29 protein-coding genes and 1 tRNA gene are annotated in these 23,886 nt (G+C 62.1%); 26 read left to right on the plus strand and 4 right to left on the minus strand.

Features of this window, described 5'->3' with window-relative positions:
* The 7 genes from D1641_RS03505 to D1641_RS03535 all read left to right on the plus strand — a co-directional run.
* Positions 1 to 184 (plus strand): biotin/lipoyl-containing protein (locus D1641_RS03505; protein ID WP_160663019.1); only part of this gene is annotated, 184 nt, incomplete at its 5' end.
* Between the two features lie 15 nt (positions 185 to 199).
* On the plus strand, positions 200 to 1,384 hold the full coding sequence (locus tag D1641_RS03510) for a sodium ion-translocating decarboxylase subunit beta (protein ID WP_160663020.1): 1,185 nt from the start codon (positions 200 to 202) through the stop codon (positions 1,382 to 1,384).
* 206 nt (positions 1,385 to 1,590) lie between these two features.
* Positions 1,591 to 1,667 (plus strand) — tRNA-Arg (locus D1641_RS03515).
* Between the two features lie 58 nt (positions 1,668 to 1,725).
* Positions 1,726 to 2,949 carry an LL-diaminopimelate aminotransferase gene (locus D1641_RS03520; RefSeq protein WP_160663021.1) on the plus strand — a complete coding sequence of 408 codons (1,224 nt, stop codon included), beginning with the start codon at positions 1,726 to 1,728 and terminating at the stop codon, positions 2,947 to 2,949.
* A gap of 134 nt (positions 2,950 to 3,083) precedes the next feature.
* On the plus strand, positions 3,084 to 3,272 hold the full coding sequence (gene rpmB, locus D1641_RS03525) for a 50S ribosomal protein L28 (protein ID WP_160663022.1): 189 nt from the start codon (positions 3,084 to 3,086) through the stop codon (positions 3,270 to 3,272).
* 166 nt (positions 3,273 to 3,438) lie between these two features.
* A complete protein-coding gene (gene hprK, locus D1641_RS03530) occupies positions 3,439 to 4,386 on the plus strand; it encodes an HPr(Ser) kinase/phosphatase (RefSeq protein WP_347707378.1) in 948 nt (315 codons plus the stop codon).
* Positions 4,386 to 5,342 (plus strand): ROK family protein, encoded by a 957-nt coding sequence (locus D1641_RS03535; RefSeq protein ID WP_160663023.1) that lies wholly within the window; start codon positions 4,386 to 4,388, stop codon positions 5,340 to 5,342. Before hprK ends, D1641_RS03535 begins: the two co-directional genes overlap by 1 nt.
* Before the next feature lie 32 nt (positions 5,343 to 5,374).
* Here D1641_RS03535 and D1641_RS03540 read toward each other — a convergent pair whose 3' ends face one another.
* The 4 genes from D1641_RS03540 to D1641_RS03545 form a co-directional block, all read right to left on the minus strand.
* Entirely contained in the window at positions 5,375 to 5,518 is a 144-nt protein-coding gene (locus D1641_RS03540) for a hypothetical protein (protein WP_160663024.1), read from the minus strand.
* A gap of 36 nt (positions 5,519 to 5,554) precedes the next feature.
* The gene (locus D1641_RS19640; RefSeq protein WP_279285648.1) at positions 5,555 to 5,677 is read right to left on the minus strand and encodes a hypothetical protein; all 123 of its coding nucleotides are present in this window, start codon (positions 5,675 to 5,677) and stop codon (positions 5,555 to 5,557) included.
* Positions 5,678 to 5,778: 101 nt separating this feature from the next.
* A complete protein-coding gene (locus D1641_RS19095; RefSeq protein ID WP_201757224.1) occupies positions 5,779 to 5,952 on the minus strand; it encodes a hypothetical protein in 174 nt (57 codons plus the stop codon).
* A 5-nt stretch (positions 5,953 to 5,957) separates the two neighbouring features.
* The gene (locus D1641_RS03545) at positions 5,958 to 6,200 is read right to left on the minus strand and encodes a helix-turn-helix transcriptional regulator (RefSeq protein ID WP_347707379.1); all 243 of its coding nucleotides are present in this window, start codon (positions 6,198 to 6,200) and stop codon (positions 5,958 to 5,960) included.
* Between the two features lie 92 nt (positions 6,201 to 6,292).
* Between D1641_RS03545 and D1641_RS03550 the strand changes: the two genes are divergently transcribed.
* The 19 genes from D1641_RS03550 to D1641_RS03640 all read left to right on the plus strand — a co-directional run bounded on the left by D1641_RS03550 (position 6,293) and on the right by D1641_RS03640 (position 23,846).
* On the plus strand, positions 6,293 to 6,496 hold the full coding sequence (locus D1641_RS03550) for a hypothetical protein (RefSeq protein WP_160663026.1): 204 nt from the start codon (positions 6,293 to 6,295) through the stop codon (positions 6,494 to 6,496).
* 105 nt (positions 6,497 to 6,601) lie between these two features.
* The gene (gene murB, locus D1641_RS03555) at positions 6,602 to 7,519 is read left to right on the plus strand and encodes a UDP-N-acetylmuramate dehydrogenase (RefSeq protein ID WP_160663027.1); all 918 of its coding nucleotides are present in this window, start codon (positions 6,602 to 6,604) and stop codon (positions 7,517 to 7,519) included.
* Positions 7,516 to 7,959, plus strand: a complete 444-nt coding sequence (locus D1641_RS03560; RefSeq protein ID WP_160663028.1) for a hypothetical protein — start codon at positions 7,516 to 7,518, stop codon at positions 7,957 to 7,959. Before murB ends, D1641_RS03560 begins: the two co-directional genes overlap by 4 nt.
* 130 nt (positions 7,960 to 8,089) lie before the next feature.
* On the plus strand, positions 8,090 to 8,953 hold the full coding sequence (rapZ, locus tag D1641_RS03565) for an RNase adapter RapZ (RefSeq protein WP_160663029.1): 864 nt from the start codon (positions 8,090 to 8,092) through the stop codon (positions 8,951 to 8,953).
* Between the two features lie 149 nt (positions 8,954 to 9,102).
* Positions 9,103 to 10,140: a gluconeogenesis factor YvcK family protein gene (locus tag D1641_RS03570; RefSeq protein ID WP_160663030.1), complete on the plus strand. Its 1,038-nt coding sequence runs from the start codon at positions 9,103 to 9,105 to the stop codon at positions 10,138 to 10,140.
* Between the two features lie 2 nt (positions 10,141 to 10,142).
* Positions 10,143 to 11,033 (plus strand): DNA-binding protein WhiA, encoded by an 891-nt coding sequence (whiA, locus tag D1641_RS03575; RefSeq protein WP_160663031.1) that lies wholly within the window; start codon positions 10,143 to 10,145, stop codon positions 11,031 to 11,033.
* 98 nt (positions 11,034 to 11,131) lie between these two features.
* Entirely contained in the window at positions 11,132 to 11,617 is a 486-nt protein-coding gene (locus D1641_RS03580; protein ID WP_160663032.1) for a GNAT family N-acetyltransferase, read from the plus strand.
* 174 nt (positions 11,618 to 11,791) lie between these two features.
* Positions 11,792 to 12,319: a hypothetical protein gene (locus D1641_RS03585; protein ID WP_160663033.1), complete on the plus strand. Its 528-nt coding sequence runs from the start codon at positions 11,792 to 11,794 to the stop codon at positions 12,317 to 12,319.
* A gap of 5 nt (positions 12,320 to 12,324) precedes the next feature.
* The gene (locus D1641_RS03590; RefSeq protein WP_160663034.1) at positions 12,325 to 15,795 is read left to right on the plus strand and encodes a DNA polymerase III subunit alpha; all 3,471 of its coding nucleotides are present in this window, start codon (positions 12,325 to 12,327) and stop codon (positions 15,793 to 15,795) included.
* A gap of 2 nt (positions 15,796 to 15,797) precedes the next feature.
* The gene (locus tag D1641_RS03595) at positions 15,798 to 16,517 is read left to right on the plus strand and encodes an MgtC/SapB family protein (RefSeq protein ID WP_201757225.1); all 720 of its coding nucleotides are present in this window, start codon (positions 15,798 to 15,800) and stop codon (positions 16,515 to 16,517) included.
* Between the two features lie 12 nt (positions 16,518 to 16,529).
* Positions 16,530 to 17,219 (plus strand): MgtC/SapB family protein, encoded by a 690-nt coding sequence (locus tag D1641_RS03600; RefSeq protein ID WP_160663036.1) that lies wholly within the window; start codon positions 16,530 to 16,532, stop codon positions 17,217 to 17,219.
* 122 nt (positions 17,220 to 17,341) lie between these two features.
* Positions 17,342 to 17,596: a DUF3343 domain-containing protein gene (locus D1641_RS03605; protein ID WP_160663037.1), complete on the plus strand. Its 255-nt coding sequence runs from the start codon at positions 17,342 to 17,344 to the stop codon at positions 17,594 to 17,596.
* Entirely contained in the window at positions 17,593 to 18,720 is a 1,128-nt protein-coding gene (locus D1641_RS03610; protein WP_160663038.1) for an aminotransferase class V-fold PLP-dependent enzyme, read from the plus strand. The genes D1641_RS03605 and D1641_RS03610 overlap by 4 nt, the downstream gene beginning before the upstream one ends.
* Before the next feature lie 186 nt (positions 18,721 to 18,906).
* Complete coding sequence (gene cdaA / locus D1641_RS03615) at positions 18,907 to 19,809, plus strand: diadenylate cyclase CdaA (protein ID WP_160663039.1); 903 nt, start codon at positions 18,907 to 18,909, stop codon at positions 19,807 to 19,809.
* Positions 19,806 to 21,029, plus strand: a complete 1,224-nt coding sequence (locus tag D1641_RS03620) for a CdaR family protein (protein ID WP_160663040.1) — start codon at positions 19,806 to 19,808, stop codon at positions 21,027 to 21,029. Before cdaA ends, D1641_RS03620 begins: the two co-directional genes overlap by 4 nt.
* 15 nt (positions 21,030 to 21,044) lie before the next feature.
* Entirely contained in the window at positions 21,045 to 21,467 is a 423-nt protein-coding gene (locus D1641_RS03625) for a SoxR reducing system RseC family protein (protein WP_160663041.1), read from the plus strand.
* An 11-nt stretch (positions 21,468 to 21,478) separates the two neighbouring features.
* Positions 21,479 to 22,345: a DUF5685 family protein gene (locus D1641_RS03630; RefSeq protein ID WP_160663042.1), complete on the plus strand. Its 867-nt coding sequence runs from the start codon at positions 21,479 to 21,481 to the stop codon at positions 22,343 to 22,345.
* Entirely contained in the window at positions 22,342 to 22,941 is a 600-nt protein-coding gene (locus D1641_RS03635; RefSeq protein ID WP_160663043.1) for a DnaJ domain-containing protein, read from the plus strand. Before D1641_RS03630 ends, D1641_RS03635 begins: the two co-directional genes overlap by 4 nt.
* A gap of 38 nt (positions 22,942 to 22,979) precedes the next feature.
* A complete protein-coding gene (locus tag D1641_RS03640) occupies positions 22,980 to 23,846 on the plus strand; it encodes a YicC/YloC family endoribonuclease (RefSeq protein ID WP_201757226.1) in 867 nt (288 codons plus the stop codon).
* The last annotated feature ends 40 nt before the right edge of the window (positions 23,847 to 23,886 follow it).

Here is a 23,886-nt window from a genome sequence, read left to right on the forward strand (position 1 = left end):
CAACATCTTCAAGGTGGAGTGCTCTGTGGGCCAGTCTGTCAACGCCGGCGACGTGCTCATCGTTCTGGAGGCCATGAAGATGGAGATCGAGGTGTCCGCCCCTGTGGCCGGCACCGTCAAGGCCGTGGCCGCCACTGTGGGCACCGCCGTGAATACCGATGACCTGCTGGTCACCATCGGTTGAAAGGAGGAGTAAAGTATGGAATTCTTAAAAGATGTAATTTTTGCAATCGCCAACGGTTCCGGCTTTGCTGCTATCCTTTCCAATCCTGATACGGGACTGTTTGACTGGCGGACTCTTGTAATGCTGTTCATTGCCTGCGTGCTGCTGTACATGGGGATCGGCAAGGGCTATGAGCCTCTGCTGATGGTTCCCATCGCCTTCGGTATGCTGCTGGCCAACCTGCCCATCACCGGCCTGTTTGCCGAGCCTGTCTATGATGCCGCTACCCACAGCGGAACTGTGGGCTTCATGTGGGTGCTCTATCAGGGCGTTCAGTGGGCCATCTATCCGTCTATTATCTTCATGGGAATTGGCGCAATGACCGACTTTGGTCCTCTGCTGGCCAACCCCACCTCCCTGCTGCTGGGCGCTGCCGCTCAGCTGGGCATCTTCGCCGCCTTCCTGATGGCTCTGGCCCTGGGCTTCACGCCCGCTGAGGCCGCCGCCATCGGCGTCATCGGCGGCGCCGACGGCCCCACCGCCATTCTGACAGCTTCCAAGCTGGCTGTGGAGTTGCTGCCCGCCATCGCCATCGCGGCCTACTCCTATATGGCGCTGATTCCCATGATTCAGCCTCCTCTGATGAAGGCCCTGACCTCCAAGAAGGCCCGTCAGGTGAAGATGGGTCAGCTGCGCGTGGTCTCCAAGACCGAGAAGATTATCTTCCCCATCGCCGTGACCATCTTCGTCGTTCTGCTGGTGCCCGACACCGCCCCCCTGATCGGTATGCTCATGCTGGGCAACCTGTTCCGTGAGAGCGGCGTCACCGAGCGCCTGTCCGACACCGCCCAGAACGCCCTGATCAATATCGTTACCATCCCCCTGGGCCTGTCCGTGGGCTTCAAGGCCGTGGGCAGTACCTTCCTGACTCCCCAGACTCTGGGCATCATCATCCTGGGCCTGACCGCCTTCCTGCTGTCCACCGCCGGCGGCCTGATCCTGGGCGACGTGATGTATATCCTGACCAAGGGCAAGGTCAATCCGCTCATCGGCTCCGCCGGTGTGTCCGCCGTACCTATGGCCGCCCGTGTGGCTCAGAATGTGGGCCAGAAGGAGAACCCCTCCAACTTCCTGCTCATGCACGCCATGGGTCCCAACGTGGCCGGCGTAATCGGCTCCGCCTGCGCGGCCGGTTTCATGATCAAGGTGTTCGGCGGCTGATCTCCAATTATCCGCAGACGAACCGGCGCGCCTCTCGGCGCGCCGGTTTTGCCCTCGCCGGGCGGAACCGAAAAAGAGCTTTCCTGTTGGTGCCTGCCAGGCTGGAGTTTGAAAAAAACCTGAGAAATTGGAAAAAACCTCTTGCATTTTCAAAAGGACTGTGCTATACTAATCAAGCTGTCGAGAGGGAGACCTCTTTACGGTATGCGGGCGTAGCTCAGTTGGATAGAGTGACTGGCTACGAACCAGTAGGTCGGGGGTTCGAATCCCTTCGCCCGTACCAGAAGGACACGCCCTGCGGCGTGTCCTTCTTCTAATTTTCCAGAAGGAGCGGATACTCCATGGTAAAAATTAATGAGAACTTTTTGAAGCTGCCCGGGGGATACCTCTTTCCGGAGATCGGTCGCCGCGTCCGGGCCTTCTCGGCCGAGCAACCCCCTATGCCCCTGATCCGTCTGGGGATCGGGGACGTGACCCAGCCCCTGGCCCCCGTGGTAATCGCCGCCATGGAGCGGGCGGTGGAGGAGATGGGGCGTAAGGAGACCTTCCGGGGCTACTGCGAGGAGACCTGCTGCGCCTATGATTTCCTCCGCTTCGCCATTCAGAGGTCCTACAAGGAGCAGGGGGTGGACATCGCCGACGACGAGATCTTCGTCTCCGACGGGGCCAAGACCGACTGCGGCAGCATCGGAGATATTTTTGGGCTGGACAATGTGGTGGCGGTGTGTGACCCGGTGTATCCCGTCTATGTGGACACCAACGCCATGGCCGGCCGGGCCGGAAGCTACGACGGGGAGCGGTGGACTGACCTGGTCTATCTCCCCTGTACGGCGGAAAACGGCTTTTTCCCCGACCTGCCCGAGGGGGGGAAGGTCCCGGACCTGATCTATATCTGCTCCCCCAACAACCCCACCGGCGGGGCTGCCACCAGAGAGCAGCTCAAGACCTGGGTGGACTACGCCAACGCCCACGGCAGTGTGATTTTGTATGACTCGGCCTATGAGGCATTCATCACCCAGCCGGGCATCCCCCACAGCATCTTCGAGGTGGAGGGGGCCAAGACCTGCGCCATCGAGTTCCGGTCCTTCTCCAAGACCGCCGGCTTTACCGGGGTCCGGTGCGCCTACACGGTGATCCCCAAGGAGCTGGAGCGTGGGGGCGCGCGCCTGCGTGACCTGTGGAACCGCCGTCAGGGCAGTAAGTTCAACGGCGTGCCCTACGTTGTCCAGCGGGCCGCCGAGGCCGTGCTTACCCCGGAGGGGCAGGAGCAGACAAAAGAGGCCGTCGCCTACTATCTGAACAACGCCAAGGTGATTAAGGAGGGGCTGTCCGCAGCCGGCCTGACGGTCTACGGCGGGGAGAACGCCCCCTATATCTGGGCTCAGACCCCCGGCGGCATGGGCTCCTGGGACTTCTTTGACCTGCTGCTGAAAAAGGCCTGCGTAGTCACCACTCCCGGCGCCGGCTTCGGGCCCAGCGGGGAGGGTTATGTCCGCCTCACCGCCTTCGGCGACGCAGAGGAGACCAGGAGCGCCGTGGAGCGGATTCAGAGCGTTCTGAAATAGGCTGGAGCTCCGTTTGAAAAACCGGCCGCCTTTTTGAAAAAAATGCTTGCATTTCCACGGAATATCTGTTATGATATCAGTCGAAGCTTTTTTGAAGGCGTTTCATAGATTCTCATAGCGAGGAGGTAAGCAACATGGCCAAATGCGAATTTTGCGACAAGGGCGTGACCTTCGGCATCAAGGTTTCCCACTCCCATCGCCGCTCCAACCGCGCCTGGAAGCCCAACGTGAAGCGGGTAAAGGCGATCGTGGATGGTACTCCCACTCACGTCTACGTCTGCACCAGATGCCTCCGTTCCGGTAAGGTCACCCGCGCTGTGTAATGGAAAGTAAAAAATCTCCTGTGCCTGGCACAGGAGATTTTTTATATTCTTTTTGGAGAGGGGGGGCGGAAGTAATTGACAAAAAACCCCGCCTTGATTTATACTTAACACAGCACAATGCCCAGCGGGGCCGCTGGGAAACAGCGGGAAAGGAGTCTTGACCATTGTGGAGCAAAAAAGCGTAAAATTAGAGGAAATTATCCGGGAATTTGACCTGGAGGTCCTGCGGGGCGGCAAGGACTATCAGAATGCCCCTCTGCGGGCACTGGATATCAACCGCCCCGGCCTGCCTCTGACGGGATTTTTTGAGCATTTTGACACTGAGCGCCTGCTGCTCATCGGCCTGACGGAGCACACCTATCTCACCGGCCTGCCGCCGGAGCGGCGGCGGGAGTGCTTCGACAAGCTGATGTCCTATCCGGTGCCCGCCCTGATCCTCACTCGGGGGCTGGAGCTGCCTTCTGAGTGCATGGAGATGGCGGAGAAGCACGACCGGACGGTGCTGCGCTCCACCCAGGAGACGGCCATGTTCATGAGCGCCCTGATCGGCAGCCTCTTCAACCACCTGGCTCCCCAGATCACCCGCTCCGGCGTGATGCTGGAGATCTACGGCGAGGGAGTGCTCATCCAGGGGGAGTCGGGCGTGGGCAAGAGCGAAGTAGCCATCGAGCTGCTGAAGCGGGGCCACCGGCTGGTGGCTGACGACGCGGTGGAGATTAAGGAGACCAGCCGCCACACCCTGATGGCTACCTCTCCGGAGCTGATCCGGGGCTATATGGAGCTGCGGGGCATCGGCGTCATCGACATCGTCCGTTTGCTGGGCATGGGGGCTATCAAGCCCTTCCAGGAGATCGACATGGTGGTGAACCTGGAGCCCTGGGACGACTCGGCGATCTATGACCGTTTCGGGCTGGAGTCCCACTTTATGGAAATTTTAAGCGTGAAGGTGCCTGTGGCTACCATTCCGGTAAAGCCGGGCAGAAACCTGGCCGCAATCGTGGAGGTGGCGGCCATGAACAACCGCAACCGGAAAATGGGCCACAACGCGGCCCAGGAGCTGACCGACCGCATGGACAGACACTTTCAACAGGAATTGGAAAGAGGGGGAGAGTAATGCTTTACATCGGAATTGACGTGGGCGGCACCAACCTGGTGGCCGGACTGGTAAACGAGCTGGGGCACATCTTCAACCAGGTGACCACGCCGGTGGCTAAGGACATGACGGCGGAGCAGTTCGGCTTGGAGCTGGTGCGCATGTCGCGCCGGCTGTGCGAGGTGGGAGAGATCGACCCGTCCAAGGTCGAGTCTGTGGGCATAGGCCTGCCCGGCGCGGTGGACAACAAGGCAGGACTCTTCGTGCAAAACCCCAATATGCCCTTCCGGGATAAGAACGTCCCCCTGCGGGAAATGTTCCGGAAGGAGTGGGATATTCCCGTCTTTCTGGGCAACGACGCCAACTGCGCCGCCGTGGGCGAGTACTGGGCCGGCGCGGCCAAGGGCTGCGACCCGGCGGTGATGGTCACGCTGGGCACCGGCATCGGCGGCGGCATGATTATCGACGGCAAGCTGTTCACCGGCTTCGCCAACTCCGGCATGGAGATCGGACACATGATTATCCAGCCCAACGGCGTCCTGTGCGGCTGCGGCAGCCGGGGCTGCTGGGAGCGGTACGGCTCCGCCACCGCCCTGATCCAGATGGCCCGGCAGGAGATGGAGTGGGACCGGAGAAGCGAGATGTGGACCATCGTGGACGGAGACAGCTTTAAGGTCAGCGGCCGCACCACCTTCCAGGCCGCCCGGCTGGGCGACCCCGCCGCCAAGCGGGTGCTGTCCAGATACCTCCAGGGGCTGTCCATCGGCATGATTAACATTGTGAACATCCTCCAGCCTGAGATCATCTGTCTGGGCGGCGGGGTGAGCAACGCCGAGGACGACCTGCTCCTGGACCCCCTGCGTGAGCTGGTCTGGCGGGGGTGCTTCGACAAGGAGCACAAGGTCCGCATTGAGAAGGCCTCCCTGGGCAACAACGCCGGCGTAGTCGGCGCGGCCCTGCTGTGTAATCTGGTGTAATTGCGAAGGCCCGGGCTATGCCCGGGCCTTTTTCATTCCTCTTTTTTGCCGCTCTGATTGTCAATCAGTTTTTGGACCTTCTGCTTGGCCTCGTCCAGATCCTTGCAGCCGTCGAGAATCATATCTACCATTTCTAAAATGGTCTTGAACTGCTTGTCTGTCATTACGTCTATCATATCTTTTTCCTCAAATCAGCTGTCACGCTGTTCGCTCTATTTCGGCCTGTACTGCTCCTCCCCGGATTCAATCCAAAGAAGAAAGTCCGTAATTTCGGTGTCGGTCCACCCCTTGTACCTGAGCCCGAGAATCAATCTGGCGTTCTCCTGCATGTTCACTTCTGCTCACCTCCTGCGTATGTGTCAACCGTAGCTGTGATATCCTTATGAGCACATTATAACACATTTTCCGCAAGAAAGACAAGGGAGTTTTCAGGCTGTTATTCTGAACCTTTGATAGGGCCCTTGGCTGTTTCATATTCATTTAAGTGTTTAAGCAGGACATATTCAATGTAATTGGTCATGGACCGATGCTCAGAAGTGGCGAGAATCCCAATTTTGTCAAATACTTCATCAGACAGTCTTAAAGTGAATACTCGCTTGTCAGTAGCCATATTTTTCAGCTCTTTCCTATAGGTTTATTGGGATTATCTGTTAGTCCTAAGATATAGTCGGTGGAAGTGTCGTATATCCTAGCTAGAGCAATTAAAATATCAGTTGGAATATCCCGATATCCCTGTTCATACAGGCAGTATTGAGGTTGCGTGATTTTGAGTGTTGCAGATAATTGACGCTGGGTCAAGTCATGATCTTCTCGCAGGTCCCGTATTCGTTTGTAATACCCCATAACTATGTTCTCCATGATAGCTGTTTGGATATCTTGACAATACAATAGTTATGTGCAATAATGACGGAACGATATTCGTTTGAATATCAGAATGGAGGGACATACGCATGGACGAGAAGAAATTACTGGTGAAGTTGGAGGAACCGCTGGAGCGGCTCCACTGTGGGATTAAAGCGATTGAGCTGATGACCCTCGGGATGAAATGCGAGGAAGAGCCCTATGCGGATGGCTTTCGGGCGGCCTGGGAATATCTTCAATCCGCTGAGACGGGCATCCGTGAGGCATTGGAGCTTGTAAAAACCGAAGAGTGAAAACTGCTGTGGAGAACCACGGCAGTTTTTTTCTTCCCCCTATTCTATTTTTTGCAAAAACCTGCTATAATCAAACGATACACAACCTTAAATCAGGGAGGACCTATGGAACGACTGGAAAAACGTCTGAGAGAGCTCCGTCCCGCTCTGGAGCTGCGGGTGAACGAGCCCATGTCCAGGCACACCACCTTCCGCATCGGCGGGCCGGCGGCTCTGATGGCCCTGCCCAAGTCGGTGAGTGAGGCGAAAATGGTGCTGCAAGCCGCCCGGGAGCTGGGTGTGGAGCCCTTTTTCCTGGGCAACGGCTCCAACCTGCTGGTGTCGGATGAGGGGTATCCCGGCTTTGTGATGAAACTGAGCGGCCGTTATTCTGTAGACGAACTGAACCGGGTTTGGGAGGCCAACCACCTGCTGGTGACCGGCGGCGCTGTTCTGCTGTCTTCGCTGTCAGGCTGTGCCCTGGGACGGAATCTCACCGGCCTGGAGTTCGCCGGCGGCATCCCGGGCAGCGTGGGCGGGGCGGTCACCATGAACGCCGGGGCCTACGGCGGGGAGATGGCCCAGGTGCTGGAGTCGGTCACCTTTCTGGACGAGGCGGGGGAGGTCTGTACTCTGCCCGCCTCGGAGTGCGGCTTCGGCTACCGTCACAGCATTTTTTCCGACCGGAAGTGCCTGATTTTGAAGGCCCGCTTCCATTTGGACCAGGGGGACCCCGCCGCCATCAAGGCCCGTATGGAGGAGCTGGCGGGCAAGCGCAGGGAGAAGCAGCCCCTGGAATACCCCAGCGCCGGGTCCATGTTCAAGCGGCCCCCGGGGCACTTCGCCGCCGCCCTCATCGACCAGTGCGGCCTGAAGGGGCTCGCCGTGGGCGGGGCCCAGGTGTCAGAGAAACACGCCGGCTTCGTGGTCAACCGGGGCGGGGCAACCTGCGCCGATGTGCTGGCGCTGGTGGATCAGGTGAAGGAGGAAGTCCTCCGGCAGACCGGCGTGGAGCTGGAGATGGAGGTCAAGGTGCTGAGATGAAGCTGAGTGAACGATATCCGGTGGGCATTTACGCCGTCCGGGAGAAAACCACCCTGCTGGTGCCCACTGTGGGCATCAAATGCGCCTCCCACAAGGCACGAAGGCTCCCCTGGCCGCCCCAGGCGGAGGAGCTGGGCGCGGCGGTGCTGGAGCTGCTGGACGAGCTGAAACAAAATCGCATCCAGTATGACCCGGAGGCCAAGGGCTATTGGCTCCAGCCCGGCCTCCGCAGCTGGAAGGCCTTTCAGGCGGCTTCCTCTATGGTTGACGTTGTGCTGAGAGGGACGGAGCTGTCCATTACCCGGTTGGATGGCCGCTCCGAGCGGGGCTTTGTCCCGGAGCTGGAGCCCTGCACGGTGCTCCGGGAGGGCGTCGGCCCGAAGGAGCTGGGGGAGGCCATTCTGGCCGTGCTGGTCCCCCTGGTGGAGAAGGAGCGCTAAAGGCTCCCCCCTTGTGGGGGAGCTGTCAGCCGGAGGCTGACTGAGGGGGCGCAGTTGCTCAACAAACCCCCTTCGGCCGCTTCCCCCATAAAAGGGGGGAGTAAATGTGTTGCAAAAGAGAGTGATATCAATGGAATTTGTGATAATCTCCGGCCTGTCCGGAGCGGGAAAGAGCAAGGCGGCCTCCTTCATGGAGGATATGGACTACTTCTGTGTGGACAATCTGCCCGCTCCCCTGATTCCCAAATTCGCCGAGCTGGGCATGGCGGGCTCCGGGGAGTACGACCGGGTAGCCCTGGTCACCGACGTCCGGGCGGGCACCAACTTCGAGAGCCTGTTTCAGGCCCTGGACAGCCTGGAGGGGATGAAGTGCGCCTACCGTATCCTGTTTATGGACGCCTCCGACGAGACCATCATCAAGCGGTATAAGGAGACCCGCCGGGCCCACCCCCTGGCCGACGGGACTGACAGCCTGGAGGAGGCCATCGCCCTGGAGCGGCGGATGCTGTCCGCCCTGCGGGACCGGGCGGACAAGATTGTGGATACCACCAATCTGTCCACCGCCAAGCTGAAGGGTGTTCTGCGGCAGATGTTCGGCCGGGCGGGGACGTCTGAGGGGAGGATGGAGGTCAGGGTGACCTCCTTCGGCTTCAAGCATGGGGTGCCTATGGAGGCCGACCTGATCTTTGACGCCCGATTCCTGCCAAACCCCTTCTATGTGGCTGAGCTGCGCGCCCGCACCGGCCTGGATACCCGGGTGCGGGAGTATGTGTTTCAGAACGGGCAGGCGGAGGAGTTTTTGAGGCGGCTGTGGGAGCTGGTGGGCTGGCTGCTGCCCCGGTATGAGGAGGAGGGCAAGACCTCCCTGGTTGTCGCCGTGGGCTGTACCGGCGGGCATCACCGCTCGGTGGCCGTTGCCCACGCCCTGGCGGACAAGGTCAAGGCCCAAGGCTGGCCGGTGGCCGAGAGCCACCGGGATCTGGGGCGGACGTGACGCTCTATGCAGGGGCGGCCTGTGGCCGCCTGTCAAAGAACCGCAGCTTATGCAGGGGCGCACAGTGTGCGCCCGCACGATAACGTACTGTGCAGCGATAGAACGGGCGCACAATGTGCGCCCCTACAGGATGGAAAAGAGGAGTCCTTATGTCTGAATATTCCACCCTCCAGCAATGGGAGCGGGGCCCGAAGATTGCCGCCATCGGCGGCGGGACGGGGCTGTCCACCATGCTGCGGGGCTTGAAGAAATATACCAAAAATCTCACCGCCATTGTCACGGTGGCGGACAACGGGGGCGGCTCCGGGGTGTTGCGCCAGGACCTGGGGATGCCCCCGCCGGGGGATATCCGCCACTGCATGGAGGCCCTGGCCAACACCGAGCCCGTTATGGAGAAACTGCTTACTTACCGCTTCACCGAGGGCTCTCTGGCCGGGCAGTCCTTCGGCAACCTGATCCTGGCCGCCCTCAACGGCATTACTGGCTCTTTTGAGGAGGCGGTGGCCGAGATGAGCCACGTTCTGGCCATCACAGGGCGGGTGATCCCGGTGACCAGCGCCGACGTGCAGCTGGAGGCTGTCTTTGAGAACGGCACCCGGGTGGTGGGGGAGTCTCAGATTGCCGCCTTTAAGAAGCGGCAGGACTGCCGCATTCACCATGTGAGCCTGATTCCAGAGCGGCCTCAGGCCACGGCCGCCGCCCTGGAGGCCATCGGGGAGGCCGACCTGATCCTGCTGGGGCCGGGGAGCCTGTATACCAGCGTCATCCCTAACCTGCTGGTGGAGGGGGTGGCCCAGGCGGTGGCCCGGTCGAACGCCCCCAAGATTTACATCTGCAACATCATGACCCAGGACGGGGAGACAGAGGGCTACACCGCCGCCGACCACCTGGAGGCCCTGCTGGTCCACGGAGAGCCGGGGCTGGTGGACCTGTGCCTGGCCAACACCGCCCCGGTGGACCCCGGCCTGCTGGAGAAGTATCGGGAGGAGGGCGCCGTCCCCCTTACAGTGGACCGGGAGCGCATCGCGCGCCTGGGGCTGGAGCTGGTGGAGCGGCCAGTGGCCTCGGAAAAGGGCAGCTACGCCCGCCACGACCCGGATAAGCTGGCCCAGGCGGTTCTGGAGATCTACCGCCAGCGGGCGGTGCGCATCTTCCGGGGGGAGCGGCGCTATATTTTGGAGGAGTGACTATGTCCTTTGCGGGAGACGTGAAAACCGAGCTGTGCCGGACCCCCCTGAGCCGCAGGTGCTGCGCCCAGGCGGAGGCCTACGGCGTGCTGCTCTACTGCAACACCTTCACCGCCGGGCAGGCCCGGGTGGTGACGGAAAACCGGGCCTTTGCCCAGCGCCTGCCCGCCCTGTTCAAAAAGGCATTTAAGCTCTCCTTCGACAGTCTGCCGGAGGGAGAGGGGAAGCAGGTGTTTGTGCTGGACAGCCCGGACAAGCTGGCAGTGCTCCACCAGACCTTCGGATCTGACCCGAAGGCGCTGGCCCTCCATGTGAATTTCGCCATGCTGGAGGAGAACTGCTGCCGTGCCGCCTTTCTCCGTGGGGCCTTTCTGGCCGGGGGGTCGGTCACCGACCCCCGGAAGAGCTACCACCTGGAGCTGGCCACCTCCCACCACAGCGTCAGCCGGGAGGTGCTGGCCCTCATGCGGGAGCTGGACCAGGAGGCCAAGTCCGCCCAGCGCAAGGGGAATACGGTGCTCTACTTCAAACAGAGCGACCAGATTGAGGACTTCCTCACCTGCATCGGGGCGCCCGTCGCCGCTATGGAGGTGATGAACGCCAAGCTGGAGCGGGACCTGCGGGGCAAGGTGAACCGGCGGGTGAACTGCGACGCCGCCAACCTGGACAAGACAGTGGAGGCCGCCATGACTCAGATGGAGGCCATCCGCCGGCTGGACAGCGGCGGCATGCTGATTACTCTGCCGGACAAGCTCCGGGAGGCCGCCGCCCTCCGCCTGGCCCACCCGGAGGACACCCTGGCCCAGCTGGCCCAGCGGTGCGACCCGCCCATCACCAAGTCAGCCCTCAATCACCGGCTGAGGAAGCTGGTGGAGCTGGGAAAGGAGACGTAGGGGGCGGCCTCCGCGCCGCTCCGTCCCCGGAGGATATACAGCGGGGCGGCACAGAGGCCGCCCCCTACAGAGCGAATTGAACTATGAGGAGAAATATCATGTCTGACTGTACCTTCCGCTCCGCTGTTCCCGGCGATGAGGAGCTGATCCTGACCTTCATCCGCGCCCTGGCGGACTACGAGCACATGTCCGATCAGGTGATCGCCACCCAGGAGCTGCTGCGGGAGTGGATTTTTGAGAAGAAAAAGGCGGAGGTCATCTTTGCTGAGACCGGAGGGAAAGCGGTGGGCTTCGCCCTGTTTTTCCACAACTTCTCCACCTTCCTGGGCCGGGCGGGGATCTATCTGGAGGACCTGTTTGTCCTGCCCGAGGAGCGGGGAAAGGGCTGCGGCAAGGCTCTGCTGAAGGAGCTGGCCCGGATTGCCATGGAGCGGGGCTGCGGGCGGCTGGAGTGGGCGTGTCTCGACTGGAACCAGCCCTCCATCGACTTCTACACAAAGCGGATGCATGCCCTCCCCATGAACGAGTGGACGGTGTACCGCCTCACCGGGGAGACCCTGCAAGAGGCCGCAAGACCGGAGTAGAAGCGTGAAAAAGGCCCCCTTCGCAAAGGGGGCTCCTGGCGAAGCCGGGTGGGGGTTTTCTCCTAACGAAAGGTGTCTGTCTCTTTAGGAGAAAACCCTCCGTCATCCGCTTTGCGGATGCCACCTCCCTTTGCGAAGGGAGGCTTGCCCCTGCGGGGGATGGGAGAGAAAAAGATGAGCACAGTTTATGAGTTCCACAGTGCCTTTTCTCCGGAACAGTTGAATTGGGAATTAAAGGTGTTTGTGCGGACGCACAACTCTATTTACGGGAAGAAATGCCCCATTCACCTGAAATGGAAGGGCGAAAACGAGTTTACCCTTCGGCAGACAAATATTTTTACTGGCCCTGGGGCCTGGTGCGCGGCTGGAATGGACCGCGTTGGGCACGCCAGCGACAAGGTATGGGCCTTTCAGGACCCCTTCCGGGGTGTGATTTTGCCGGATGGAGCGGATGGAAGCCTGGTGCGCGTCAGTACGGTTCCATGGACGAGCAGGCTTATAACGCTTTTCGCCGCCGTGCTGGCTCTGGCCGGGGTATGGGTTATAGCAACGTCGGATTCCTGGGGGCCGTTGCTTACTGTGCTGTTTTGTTTGGCGCTGCTTGTTGTCCCCGCACGGAAATGGGGAAAAATTGAGAATAATTTGGAGCTGTTAGCCCTTTTAGAGGAAAAGCTGAGCGGTCCGCCGCCGGAAAAGGAGTGACAACTATGTCCTTTGTCCACTTACATCTGCACACGGAATTTTCCCTGCTGGACGGCGCCTGCCGCATCAAAAAGCTGGTAGAGCGGGTGAAGGAGATGGGCCAGGAGGCGGTGGCGATTACTGACCACGGCTGCATGTATGGGGTGATCGACTTCTACCGGGCCTGCAAGGCAGCGGGGGTGAAGCCCATCATCGGCTGCGAGGTCTACGTCGCTCCCCGGGGACGCACCCGCTTCCAGAAGGTCCACGAGTTCGACTCCCACTACAGCCACCTGGTTCTCCTGTGCCGGAATGAAGAGGGCTACCGCAACCTGTCCTACCTGGTGTCCAAGGGCTATTTGGAGGGCTTCTACATCAAGCCCAGGATCGACCTGGACCTGCTGCGGGAGCACACCGCAGGACTGATCGCCTGCTCCGCCTGCATGTCCGGGGAAATCTCCCGGCTGCTGCTGGCGGGGGAGTACGACCGGGCCAGGGAGGCGGCCCTGGAGATGCGGGGGCTCTTCGGGGAGGACGGCTACTACCTGGAACTCCAGGACCACGGCATCGCCGCCCAGAAAAAGGTGAACGCCCAGATTATCCGGCTGAGTGAGGAAACGGGCATCCCCCTGATCGCCACCAATGACGCCCACTACCTGCGCCGGGAGGACGCCGAGACCCAGGACATTCTCATGTGCATTCAGACGGGCAAGACCCTGGAGGACCCGGGCCGGATGCGCTTCGAGACCCGGGAGTTTTACGTCAAGTCGGAGGAGGAGATGTCTGCCCTCTTCCCGGACCACCCAGAGGCCATTGAGAATACGGCCAAAATAGCCGAATTGTGCAGCGTGGAGTTTGAGTTCGGCAGGTATCACCTGCCTCTGTTTCAGCTCCCCGAGGGCTGGACCGACGGGGAGGCCTACTTCCGCAGGCTGTGTCTGGACGGCTTCGCCAGGCGCTACCCGGACCAGCCGGAGAGCCATTTGAAGCAGCTCAGCTATGAGATAGACATGATCCGCAAGATGGGTTTTGTGGACTACTTCCTCATTGTCTCCGACTTTATCGCCTTCGCCAAGGGCAGCGGCATCCCTGTGGGGCCTGGGCGGGGATCGGCGGCGGGATCTATGGTGGCCTACTGCCTGAACATCACCGATGTGGACCCCATGGAGTACGGGCTGTACTTCGAGCGTTTCCTCAACCCGGAGCGGGTGTCTATGCCCGATATTGATATCGACTTCTGCCCCCGGCGGCGGCAGGAGGTCATCGAATATGTGAAGCGCAAGTACGGCGAGGACCACGTGGCCCAGATCGTCACCTTCGGCACCATGGCCGCCCGGGGCTCCGTCCGGGACGTGGGCCGGGTGCTGGGGGTGCCCTACGGCGAGGTGGACGCCCTGGCAAAGCTGATCCCCAGCGGCCCGGGGGCGCTGCACATCACCCTGGAGGACGCTCTGAAGCTGTCCAAGCAGCTGAAGGACGCCTATGACGAGAGCCCGGTGACCAAAAAGCTTGTGGATACCGCCATGGCCATCGAGGGGATGCCCCGGAACACCTCCACCCACGCTGCCGGAGTGGTTATCACCCGCCGGCCGGTGGTGGACTATGTTCCCCTGGCGACCAACGACGGACTGCCCGTCACGCAGTACGTCATGACCACCCTGGAGGAGCTTGGGCTGTTAAAAATGGACTTTCTGGGCCTGCGCAACCTCACCGTGCTGGACGACGCGGCAAAAATGGTGCAAAAGCAGGAGCCGGGCTTCACGATTGCTTCAATTCCGGAGAACGATCCGGAGACCATGGCCATGCTGTCCGAGGGCAAGACCTCCGGGGTGTTCCAGCTGGAGTCGGCCGGCATGACCGGGGTGTGCGTGGGATTAAAGCCTAAGAGCATTGAGGACATCTGCGCGGTGATTGCCCTGTACCGCCCCGGCCCCATGGACTCCATTCCCAAATTTCTGGCCTGCGCCCAGGACCCGGCCAAGGTCACCTATAAGGACCCCTCTCTGGAGCCTATCCTGTCGGGGACCTACGGATGCATCGTCTATCAGGAGCAGGTAATCCGCATCTTCCAGGACCTGGCGGGCTACTCCCTGGGCCAGGCGGACATGGTGCGCCGGGCCATGAGCAAGAAGAAGGTCAAGGAGATCGAGAAGGAGCGGGAGGCCTTCCTCCACGGCGACCCCAAGCGAAGGATTCCCGGCTGTGTGGCCAACGGCGTCCCGGAGGAGGCGGCCCAGGCCATCTATAACGAGATGTATGACTTCGCCGAGTACGCCTTCAACAAGTCCCACTCTCTGGTGTACGCCATTGTGTGCTACCAGACCGCCTGGTTCAAGTGCCACCACCCCAGGGAGTATATGGCCGCCCTGCTTACCTCGGTGCTGGACTCCACCGAGAAGGTGGCCGAGTATATCGCCGAGTGCCGGGATATGGGCATCCAGCTGCTGCCCCCCGATGTGAACCAGTCCGGGGCCAACTTCACCGTGGTGGAGGAGGGCATCCGCTTCGGCCTGGTGGCCCTGAAGGGAGTGGGCCGCAGCTTTATTGCCAATCTCCTGGAGGAGCGGGAGAAAAACGGCCCCTTTGCCGGCTTTATGGACTTCTGCGACCGGCTCTTCGACCAGGACATGAACCGGCGGATGCTGGAGAGCCTTATCAAGAGCGGCGCCTTCGACGCCATGGGCTGCCGCCGGTCTCAGCTGATGCAGGTCTACGGCCAGGTGCTGGACGGCATCGCCGCCGCACGGAAGCGGAACGTGGAGGGGCAGCTGGACCTGTTCGGCATGGGCGGGGGAGAGGAGGAGCAAGCCCCCCTGCCCACCCTGGTCCTCCCCGATCTGCCTGAGTACACCCCCCAGGAGCTGATGAACATGGAGAAGGAGACCACCGGGCTGTATCTCTCCGGACACCCCATGGACCAGTACCGGGAGCTGGCTAAACAGTACGGAGCGGTGACCATCGGCTCTATCCTCACCGACTTTGAGCGGGAGGAGGGCCCTCAGGCCTATCGGGACGGCCAGCGGGTGTCCATCGCCGGGGTGGTCTCCACCTACCGGACCCGGACCACCCGGAACAACACCCTGATGGCCTATGTGATGCTGGAGGACGACACCGCCTCCATGGAGCTGCTGTGCTTCTCCCGCACCCTCAACGACAGCGGCAGCTTTATCCGGGAGAACGCCGCGATTCTGGCTGTGGGAAAAATCTCCGTCCGGGAGGACAAGGCCCCCCAGCTGATGGTGGACGAGATCAAGCCCCTCAGCGGCCTGGACCAAATCCCGGGCGGAGACCAGACCCTGTACCTCCGCCTGCCCAGCCGGGAGGACCCCCGCCTGCGGAAGGTGCGGCTGGCTCTCTCCTTCTTCCCCGGGCAGAGCCAGGTGGTGGTCTATTTCGCCGACTGCAAGCAGCGGGTGGGCTCCCGGTGTGAGATACACCCCGCCCTGGTCAGGGAGCTGAACGAGCGGCTGGGAGAGGAAAATGTGGTGGTAAAGTGATTTTGCTGGACTATCTGCGCCAATTTAATACCCCCTCCGTTCTCCTGCGGCTCACCCTGGCGGTGCTGTGCGGCGGGCTGATCGGCATCAACCGGGAGCACAAGCGGCGCCCGGCGGGCTTCCGCACCTATATGCTGGTGTGCCTGGGGGCGGCGCTGACGCTGATACTGGGACAGTATCAGCACCTGATGCTCAATACGGTGTGGAAGAGCGCTCAGCTTGAGGTGGGCATGACCACCGACGTGACCCGGTTCGGGGCCCAGGTCATCAACGGCATCGGCTTTCTGGGGACGGGCACCATCCTCATCACCCAGCAGCGGGAGGTGAAGGGCCTGACCACTGCGGCGGGGCTGTGGGCCTCGGCCTGCATGGGGCTGGCTATTGGCGCGGGCTTTTATGAGGGGATGCTCCTGGGCTTTCTGACCATCTTTTTGAGCATTAAGGTGCTCCCCTATGTTGAGACCTTCCTTTTAGCCAGGTCCCGGAATATGAACCTGTATGTGGAATTTACCGCCATTGAGCGGATGAGGGACTTTGTGCGGACGCTGAAGGACAGGGGCATCCAGATCTATGACATGGAGATCGACCGGAGGGAGAGCAGCCGGAAGGAGAACACCTCCAGCGTGGTATTCTATCTCCATCTGCCCAAATACCAGTCCCACACCCGCCTGCTGGCTGACCTGTCCTACAGCCCGGATGTGCGGGCGATTGATGAGATTTAAGAGGGTGAGGCTATGTTTTCCGAGCTGAATTTCCTGCGCCAGCCCGATCTGCTGGGCATGACTGTCCGGGTGCTGCTGGCGCTGGTGTGCGGCGGCGCCATCGGCATTGAGCGGACGGGCAAGCGCCGCCCTGCCGGGTTCCGGACCCACATCCTGATCTGCCTGGGGGCGGCTATGACCACCGCCACCAGCCAGTATCTGTATGTGGTTATGGGCTATCCCATCAGCGTCAGCCGTATGGGGGCTCAGGTCATCGCCGGCGTCAGCTTCATCGGCGCGGGGGCCATTATGATGACCAAATGGCAGCGGGTGCGGGGCCTGACCACCGCTGCCGGGCTGTGGGTGGTGGCTATTGTGGGGCTGTGCTGCGGCACCGCGTTCTATGAGGGGGCGGTTTACGCCACCGTACTGGTGCTGGTGGCGGAGATTTTTTTCTCCAAGCTGGAATACCATCTGCTCCGGGATACCCGAGAGGTGACGGTCTATGCGGAGTACGGCCGGCCCTCCGCCCTGGAGGACATGGTGTCTAAATGCCACGCGCTGGGTGTGAAGCTTGTGGATTTGGAAATCACCCGGAAGGGGGAGGAGGACGGAGCCTCCTGCGCGGTGATGACCCTCCACTCCCGGCAGGGGGCCACCAAGGAGGATATTTTCCGGGAGCTGAACCAGGTGGAGGGAGTTTTGACAGTGGTGGAGGCATAGCGGTGCGGGCTGTGTCAGCCGGCGGGGCATTGGCATAAGCTGGTTACGAGAGGGGGACACCGATTCCCCTCCCGGCTATTCTGCGGGGCGGAGGATGTTCGCCCCGGGAGAGGAACTATGCCATGCTCTATTATCTGATCGTATGCCGCTCGCTGACCTACGCCCAGCGCACCGCCGCAGCTCTGGAGCGGGCGGGCATTACCGCCCGGGTGCTTCGTTCCCCCAAGAGCATCGCCGGCGAAGGGTGCAGCCACTCGGTGAAGATATCCCAGAGGAGGCTTCCTGATGCCCTGCGCATCCTACAGCGGGTGGGGCTGACCCCCAAGCGGGTCTATATCACCGCCGGGGATGGCAGCTATCAGGAGGTGGCCCTGTGATCTATTTAGACAGCGCCGCCACCACCCTTCAAAAGCCCGCCGCCGTCGCCGCCTCCGCCGCCTGGGCTGTCGGCCACCTGGCGAGCCCCGGGAGAGGGGGCCATAAGCCCGCCATGGCGGCAGCGGAAACCGCCTTCGCCTGCCGGGAGGCGGCGGCCCGGCTGTTCCATGTGGACGACCCGGAGCAGGTGGTTTTCACCTTCAATGCCACCCACGGGCTGAACATCGCCATCAAAACCTTGGCCAGACCTGGCAGCCGGGTAGTTATCTCGGGCTGGGAGCACAACGCCGTCACCCGGCCCCTCCATGCCTTGGATGTGGATCTGCGGGTGGCCCGGGGCGGGCTCTTTGACCAGGAGGCCGTTCTGAAGGACTTCCGCCGGGAGCTGAACAGAGGGGCCGACCTGGTGGTGTGCACCCATGTGTCCAACGTGTTTGGCTTTATCCTGCCCATTGAGGACATCGCCGCCCTGTGCCGGGAGCGGGGGGTGCCCCTGATTGTGGACGCCTCCCAGTCCGCCGGCGTTCTGCCGCTGGACTTCCAGGCCCTGGGGGCGGCTTTTGCCGCCATGCCCGGGCACAAGGGGCTGTACGGCCCCCAGGGCACTGGACTTCTGCTGTGCGGCGTGGACCCGGCCCCCCTGCTGGAGGGGGGGACGGGCAGCGAGTCCAAGCGGCAGGCCATGCCCGACTTTCTCCCCGACCGCCTGGAGGCGGGCACCTACAATATCACAGGCATTGCCGGACTGCTGGAGGGGCTGCGGTTTCTCCAGCGCAGGGGGCTGGAGCGCGTTGCCGCCGGGGAGAGCCAGCTCATCCGGCATATGGGCGAGGGCCTGACGGCCATCCCCGGCGCGGAGGCCTTCCTGGCGGCCGACCCGTCGGTCCAAACAGGGGTGCTGTCCTTCCGGCTCCGGGGGCAGGACTGTGAGGACGTGGGGGAGGCTCTGGGGGAGCAGGGCATCGCCCTGCGGGCGGGGCTGCACTGCGCCCCCCTGGCCCACGAGAGCGGCGGAACGCTGGACACCGGAACGGTCCGGGCCAGCGTCTCTGTGTTCAATACAGACCGGGAAATCAGCCAGTTTCTCCGCGCGGTCCGGGAGATTGCCCGGCCGCGGACCTGACCACAGCCCCGGGAAGAAGGGCGGCACGGACCGCCCTTCTTCCCGGGGCTCCGCTTTTTCACAAAAATTTTAGAAAAATTTCATTTGGGATTTTGCCTTTTTGGTTGCCAAGCGGAGGGAAATATCGTATAATAACATAATGAAGTATTTTGTCCGGCAATACTCGGAAAGAAGAAGGTGAGCGAGATGGGCTCGGCAGGAGAGCTGTTTCACAGCGCGCAGGTGTTTTTACAGTCCAATTTTCCGCTGCTTCAGATCCAGCTGAGCGACATTTTGGACATCGCGATCCTGTCCTTTATCATCTATAAGCTGCTGTGGATGCTGCGCAAGACCAGCTCAGGCAGGCTGATGTGGGGCGTGCTCATCCTGATGATGGCCATGTTCGTCTCCTCCAAGGTGCTGTCCCTGACGGCCACCAGCTGGCTGCTGGACAAGGTGGTGCAGTGGGGGCTTCTGGTGCTGGTGGTGCTGTTCCAGCCGGAGATTCGCCGCTTCCTGGAGCGGATGGGCAGCGGACGGCTGGGCTTTGTCTTCGCCTCCAGCAAGGAGACGGGAGAGGAGATGGAGACCGCCATCACCCAGACTACCGAGGCCTACGCCGACCTGTCCCGGGATAAGGTGGGGGCTCTGATGGTCTTTGAACGGCAGAACCTGCTGGACGATGTGATTAAAACGGGCACCGCGCTGGACTGCCGGGTGTCCAGCGAGCTTTTGAAGAACATATTCTGGAACAAGGCCCCCCTCCATGACGGGGCGGTGGTTGTCCGAAATGGCCGGATTGTGGGGGCGGGCTGTATGCTCCCCCTGTCGGGCAACGTGAACCTGAGCCGGGACCTGGGCATGCGCCACCGGGCGGGCATCGGTATGAGCGAGCACTCTGATGCCGTGGTGGTCATCGTCTCGGAGGAGACCGGCTCAATCTCCGCCGCCGTGGGGGGCATGCTCAAGCGGCACCTGGCTCCGGAAACCTTGGAGCGGCTGCTGTGCAATGAACTGCTCAACGACAGCGGCGAGGAGAAAAAGAGCGGCCAGTTCCCCCTGCTGGGTCTGCTGCTGGGCGGAAACAGGCGGGAGGAGGATGAGCTATGATGGGACGGCTGAGAGAGAGCCGGTGGGTCTATGTGCTGCTGTCCATCCTGCTGGCGATCATTTTATGGGTCTATGTGCGGGCGGCGGTGGATCCCAGCGGGACCATCAGCATCCACAACGTGCGGGTGGAGACCACCGGGGCCAGCGTGCTGGCCAGCCAGGGCCTGGCTATTTCCGAGATAACCCCTCAGGTCGTGGAGCTCCAGGTGGAGGGGCCCAACAGCGCCCGGGCCAATCTGCTCCGGAACCGGAGCGGACTGTATGTGCGGGTGGACGTCTCCAGCTGCGTGGAGGGGGAGAACACCCTGCGCTGGCGGGAGATATGGCCTGAGAATATCAATTACGACGATCTGACCGTCCTGCGGTCCACCGTCACTGTAAAGGTGGAAAAGCTGTACAGCAAGTCCTTCGATATCCAGTTCCAGCTGGATGGCAAGGTAGCCAAGGGCTATCAGATGGGCACTATCGCCATCGAGCCGGAGCAGGTGGTGATCAGCGGCCCCGTGGAACAGGTGAATCAGGTGGACCGGGTGATGGCGGTGCTCAAGACCGAGGAGCTGAATGAGCGCTTCACCGGCGATCTGGCTCTGGTGCCTGTGGACAAGCAGGGAAAGTCCCTGGAGAATCTGGAGCTCACCCTCAGCGCCGAGTCGGCCTATGTGGTGGTTCCGGTGGTGAAAACCAAGGAGGTGGCCCTCACCGTCAACGTGGTCTCCGGCGGCGGCGCCACGAGGGACGATGCCAGGCTCGACGTTGATCCCCCGAAGATCGTGGTTTCCGGCGCTGAGGCCGATCTGGAGGGTTTGGAGGAGATCTCCCTGGGCTCCATCGACCTGTCCAACGTGGTGGGCACCAAGGACTTCACCTTCCCCATCACCCTGGACCCCAGCCTGACCAACGAGAGCGGGCTGGCCTCGGCCACCGTCACGGTGACGGTGGAGGGGCTGGACACCGAGGTGTTCCCGGTGACCAATATCCGGACCACCGGCCTGGCCGAGGGCTATCAGGCCGACGTGGTCACCCAGAGCGTCCTGGTGACCGTCCGGGGACCGGCGGAGGAGTTGGAGAAGATTGACGCCAGCCAGATCATCGTGGTGGCCGACCTGTCTGAGGTGACCACCATGGGAGGAAGCCGGGTGTCCGCCAGGGTCTACCTCAACGGCTCCAGTACGGTGGGCGTCATCGGAGAGTACACTATCGCGGTGGATATCAGCGGATAAGCGAGGAAGATCAATATGGTTCAAAACGCGATTGTCAAGAAAATTGTCCGGGAGGGGATGGCCGAGGTCTCCCTGCTGCGGCAGATGGAGTGCGGCCTGCACTGCGACGGCGCTTGCGCCGGCTGCTCCGCCAAGCCCCCCCAGGAGATTCTGGCTCTGGCCTCCAACGGCATCGGCGCCAAGCCCGGGGATTTTGTAGAGGTAGCGCCCTCCGGCGGACACAACATCAGCGCCTCGGTGGCGGTGTTCCTCCTGCCCTGTGTGGGGCTGGGCCTGGGCTATGCCCTGGGGCTGTATGTGCTCCGGATGGGGGAGATGGCCTCCCTGCTCACCGCCCTGCTGGGGCTGGCGGCGGGCTTTTTCCCCGCTGTGCTGATGAACCGGGCCATCACCCGCAGCTCCGCCCCGGAGTTTGCCATTCTGAAGCAGTTGCGCTGAGGATTTGAGCCATGTTCGGCTATGTGCGTCCCTTCCGGCCCGAGCTGAAGTGCAAGGATTTTGACCTGTATCGGGCCACCTACTGCGGCCTGTGCCGCTGCCTGCGGCGGCGGTACGGACTGATTGCCCCGCTGCTGCTCAACTATGACTTCACCTTCCTGGCCCTGCTGCTGTGGGAGCCGGAGGAGGGGTTCGTCCCCTGCCGGGGCAGGTGCTACGGCAACCCCCTGGCCAAAAAGCCCATGTGTCCCGACAGCCCCGCCCTGGAGCTGGCCGCCGACGAGAGCGTGGTGCTGGCCTGGTGGAAGCTGCGGGACTCGGTCCGGGACGACGGCTTCTGGGGTGGTCTGCCCGCCCGGGCGCTGTCCCGGGTGCTGAGGCCCGCCTACCGGAAGGCGGCCCGCCGGGTGCCGGAGTTTGACCGGACCGTCCGGGCCTGTCTGGAGGAGCTGGCGGCACTGGAGCGGGAGGGCTGTCCCTCCCTGGACCGGACGGCGGATACCTTTGCCCGGCTGCTCCAGTCCGCTGCCCCCGGAGAGGGGGAGCGGGGACGGGTGCTGTCTCAGCTGCTCTACCACCTGGGCCGGTGGATTTACCTGGCCGATGCCCGGGACGATCTGGAGGAGGACAAGCTGTCCGGCCGGTACAACCCCGTGGCCGCCCGATACGGACCCCAGGGGGACGACGGGGCTCTGCGGCTGACCATGGACCATTCCCTGGAGCTGATGGGGGCCGCCCTTCAGCTGGGCAGGTTCGGGTGCCGGAGGCCTGTGCTGGAAAATACAGTTTATTTCGGTCTGCCAGCGGTCCAGCGGGCCGTCTTTGACGGCAGCTGGAGAGAGATAAAAATACAAAAGATTTGGAGAAACGACACATGAGAGACCCGTATTCCGTCCTGGGAATCAGCCAGAATGCCAGCGACGAAGAGGTGAAGAAGGCCTATCGGGAGCTGGCCCGGAAGTACCATCCGGACAACTACCAGAACAATCCTCTGGCCGACCTGGCCGAGGAGAAGATGAAGGAGATCAACGAGGCCTACGACACCATCACCAAGCAGCGTTCCGGGGGCTACACCGGGGGCGCCCCCTCCGGCGGCTACGGCGGGGGCTATCAGCAGCGCGGCTATGCCTCCGGCAATCCCAACTACGCCCGGGTGCGCAATCTGATTAACGCCGGCGACCTGGGCCAGGCGGAGCAGCTGCTCTATGAGGTGGGGCAGAAGGACGGGGAGTGGTACTTCCTGGCCGGCAGCATCGCCTACCGCAAGGGATGGCTGGACGAGGCTATGCAGAACTACACCCGGGCCGTCCAGATGGACCCCAACAACATGGAGTACCGCCAGGCCCTGGCTCTGATGCAGCGGGGCGGCATGGGGGGCTATCGGCCGGCAGGCTATACCTCGGCGGGCTGCGACCCCTGCACCACCTACCTCTGCTGCAGCCTGTGCACCCCCTGGGGCGGACCCTGCTGCTAAGGTCCGGAGAAGGAGTGTGACTGACTTTGGTAAAAAGCATGACCGGCTACGGCCGGGCGGAGGATACTGTCAACGGCTGCGCCATCACGGTGGAGCTGCGTTCGGTGAACAACCGCTATCTGGACTGCAATGTCCGCATTCCCAGGCTGTACCTCTTTGCGGAGGACGCCATCAAGACCCGGGTGCAGGGCGTCATTTCCCGGGGCAAGGTAGACGTGTTCGTCACCCTGGACAACGCCGGGGCGGAGAAGGTGCAGGTGTCGGTAAACAAGCCGGTGGCCGACGGCTATTACGCCGCCCTGAGGCAGCTGGCGGAGGACTACGGGCTGGCCAGCGACATCTCGGTCTCTCTGCTGTCCCGGTTCCCGGAGGTCCTGCTGGCCGAGAAGGCGGAGGAGGACGTGGAGCAGATGGCAAAGGATATCTGTGCCGTCCTGGACAGGGCTCTGGCCGACTTCGACCAGATGCGCACCCGGGAGGGGGAGCGGCTGAAGGAGGATATCCTGTCCCGGGCCGCCGCCATTGAGGAGAAGGTGGCTCTGGTGGAGGAGCGCTCCCCCCAGACGGTGGCGGAGTATCGGGCCAAGCTGGAGGCCCGGATGAACGAGGTGCTGTCCAACACCCAGCTGGACCCCGCCCGCATCCTCACCGAGGCGGCCATTTTTGCCGACAAGGTGGCGGTGGACGAGGAGACCGTCCGGCTGCGCAGCCATATCGCTCAGCTGCGGGAGATGCTCTCCAAGGGGGGCGCCACCGGCCGGAAGCTGGATTTCCTCATCCAGGAGTTCAACCGGGAGGCCAACACCATCGGCTCCAAGTGCAGCGATATCGAGATTTCCGCCCAGGTGGTGGACATCAAGGCCGAGATTGAGAAGATCCGGGAACAGGTGCAGAATATTGAATGATGATATGTAGGGGGCGGCCTCTGCGCCGCCCTGATGTAGG

Origin of the sequence: Colidextribacter sp. OB.20 (genome assembly GCF_009911595.1) — a bacterium.
Lineage (GTDB): Bacteria > Bacillota > Clostridia > Oscillospirales > Oscillospiraceae > Lawsonibacter.